At 59.4% G+C, this 249-nt stretch carries 1 protein-coding gene; it reads right to left on the bottom strand.

The genetic code is table 11. The annotated features are described in order from the left end of the window. Positions 1-102: 102 nt before the first annotated feature. A partial coding sequence (locus tag HWX22_RS31730) for an ATP-binding protein (RefSeq protein ID WP_175917039.1) occupies positions 103-249 on the bottom strand: 147 nt, incomplete at its 5' end.

Below are 249 nucleotides of genomic sequence, written 5' to 3'. Positions count from 1 at the left end.
TCATGGTCATCGGGATCATCCCCAAACACCCTGCCTGAAAAACTAGCAGGATAGGTTGATTGCCCGGCTCAGTTTTCAGTCGGCGCGATCCCTACAAGTGGCTCAATTTCCGGTCGGCGTAAACAGCTTGTGGGCCTGATGGACGAGCCGGTCGAGGATCGCGTCGGCGAGCGTCGGGTCCTGCAGCCAGGCGTGCCAGTGTTCCAATGGCAGTTGGCTGGTAATGATCGTGGAGCGCGTGCCAACGCG

This window comes from Burkholderia sp. BCC1638 (genome assembly GCF_902833195.1).
Classification (GTDB): domain Bacteria; phylum Pseudomonadota; class Gammaproteobacteria; order Burkholderiales; family Burkholderiaceae; genus Burkholderia; species Burkholderia diffusa.
This window is presented reverse-complemented; position numbering and strand designations above follow the sequence as displayed.